Raw genomic sequence first — 523 nt, forward strand, 5'->3', positions numbered from 1 at the left:
CGAGCAACGTTCCCCGGATCAATTTCTTGGCCGCGTCCAGCGCGGCGTGATAGTCCCGGGGCGGCGACGTGGCCGCCAGCTCCGTCAACCCATAGATCAGCGCGTAGACGGCCTCGACGATGCCGTTGCGGTCGGCCCGGTGCGCGAGCTCGCCCCGGCGGTAGGCATCGTCGATGACACCCTCGATGATTCCGCGAAACACCTGGAAGTCGGCCGCGAGCCGCGAATCGCGGGCGACAGCGCCTTCGGCGCGGATCACCCACTCGAAGGCGGCAAGATCGGGATACTCGCGCATGAGCCGGCCCGATTCGTCGAGCACCGCCTCGATGCGGTCGACGGCGGTCCCCGGGCGCGCGGCGGCCGCGCGCAGCCGCGGCAACGCGACGTCCGTGCGCGCCGCTATCGCGGCGTTGATCAGCTCCGCCTTGTTCGGAAAGTAGTGGTACAGGCTTCCGCTGGTGATGTTCGCCGCCCGGGCGATCTCGCGAATCGTGGTGCGCGAATAGCCATTCTCGGCCACGCA

1 protein-coding gene is annotated in these 523 nt (G+C 69.0%); it reads right to left on the bottom strand.

All coding sequences use genetic code 11. From position 1 onward, the window contains the following. A partial coding sequence (locus A5692_RS06735; protein ID WP_068053761.1) for a TetR/AcrR family transcriptional regulator occupies positions 1-523 on the bottom strand: 523 nt, incomplete at both ends.

It is taken from the genome of Mycobacterium sp. E342 (genome assembly GCF_001667665.1).
Taxonomy (GTDB): Bacteria; Actinomycetota; Actinomycetes; order Mycobacteriales; family Mycobacteriaceae; genus Mycobacterium.